The sequence below is a fragment of the Acidovorax sp. KPB24-07 genome, assembly GCF_057543315.1.
Map to the genome: position 1 here is coordinate 1 of NZ_BAAJYS010000545.1, position 1,832 is coordinate 1,832.

Sequence of the window (1,832 nt, forward strand, 5' to 3'; positions counted from 1 at the left end):
GCCGCAGGGGGAGATCGAGGGGGCGCTGGCGCAGATCTGGGCCGAGGTGCTGGGGGTGCAGCGCGTAGGGCGCAATGACCAGTTCTTCGAGCTGGGTGGTCACTCGCTGCTGTCCACCAGGCTGGTCGCCCGCGTGCAGGACCGATTGCACACCGAACTCACGATCCGCCAGGTCTTTCAGTCCCCGGTGCTGCGGGACATGGCTGCCTTGCTCGTGCCAGCACAGGGCCAACGCCCTGCGGCGCAGGCCCTGTCGGACATCGACGCATTGATTGACAGCATGGAGACCCTTTGATGGAAGCCGTTGCCACCCGCCGCATCGCTGAGCGCTTTTCCCGATTGACGGCCGAACAACGCCGCGTCGTCTACCAGAAAATCCGCGCCGAGGGCCTGAGTCCCCGCCAGTTCCCGATCCTGCCGCGCGATGCCGCATGGCAGGAGCGTTCGCCACTGTCGTATGCCCAGCTTCGCCAGTGGTTCCTCTGGCAGATGGACCCGCAGAGCACGGCATATCACATCAGCGCAGCATTGCGGCTGCGCGGCGCGTTGGACGAGGCCGAGGTGCGCGGCAGCTTGGCCGCACTGGTGGAGCGCCACGAGGCGCTGCGAACGGTCTTTCGCACCGGCGCGCAGGGCGAGGTCGAGCAGGTGGTCGGCACCGCGATGCCGCTGGACTGGCGGGTGGTGGATCTGACACCGCAGCCGGTGGCAACAAGGGAAGCCGCTGCGCTCGCCGAAGCTCAGCGCCTTTGCAATGCGCCTTTCGATCTCACCGCGGGGCCGCTGTTGCGTGCGGCACTGATCCGCCTGGCACAGGACGAGCATGTGATGGTGGTGGTGATGCACCACATCGTGTCCGACGGCGCTTCGCTGCAGGTGATCGTGGACGAGTTCGTCGCGCAGTACCGTGCCCAGGTGTCGGGCGACCCCGTCAGCTTGGCGTCTTTGCCCATCCAGTACGCGGATTACGCCGCCTGGCAAAAGCAATGGCTGGAAGCCGGTGAAATGGAGCGGCAACTGGCCTATTGGACCCAGCAGCTCGGAGGCGATCAGCCCGTGCTGCAACTGCCGGCCGACCATGCACGGCGGGCCGATGGCCGCTACCGCTCGGCGCGGCACCGCATCGAGTTGGCACCGGATCTGGCGCTGGGGGTGCAGCGCTGTGCCCAGGCCTGCGGTGGGACACCGTTCATGGTGCTGCTGGCCGCATGGCAGATCCTGCTGCAGCGGTGTACGGGGCAGGACGACATCCGAGTGGGCGTGCCCCTGGCCAATCGCCACCGTGTGGAGACGGAAGGCATCGTTGGCTTCTTCGTGAACACCCTGGTGATGCGTGCTGTGGTGGATGACCGCGCCACCCTGCAGTCCGTACTGGCCCGCGTGCAAGAGGCTGCGCTGGGTGCCCAGTTGCACCAGGATTTGCCCTTCGAGCAACTGGTTCAGGCGCTGGGCGTCGACCGCAGCCTGGACCATCCTCCGCTGTTCCAGGTGATGTTCAACCACCAGCGCGGCGATTTCGATGCACTCACCCAGTTGCCGGGCCTCTCGCTGCAGGCCTACGACATCGGTGGGCAGGCAGCGCAGTTCGAATTGACGCTGGACATTCGCGAGCATGCCGATGGCCGGATTCACGCTGCGTTTCATTACGCATCCGGGTTGTTTGATCCGGAGACCATCGAGCGCATGGCCCGCCAGTACCAAGCGGTGCTGCGGGCGCTGACACAACGGCCTGAGCAGGCGGTAGGAGAACTGGACCTGTTGGATGTTCGGGAGAGAGAGCGGCTGCAGGGTTGGGGAGAGCGAGGGAGGGGGGCTGAGCCGGTGGGGGAGGG

At 66.3% G+C, this 1,832-nt stretch carries 2 protein-coding genes; both read left to right on the top strand.

Features of this window, described 5'->3' with window-relative positions; genetic code table 11:
* Positions 1–295, top strand: a 295-nt coding sequence (locus AC27IQ_RS23640; protein ID WP_487091014.1) for a phosphopantetheine-binding protein, incomplete at its 5' end; no start/stop codon positions are given.
* The coding region (locus tag AC27IQ_RS23645) for a condensation domain-containing protein (RefSeq protein WP_487091015.1) at positions 295–1,832 on the top strand (1,538 nt) is incomplete at its 3' end. The genes AC27IQ_RS23640 and AC27IQ_RS23645, both read left to right, overlap by 1 nt.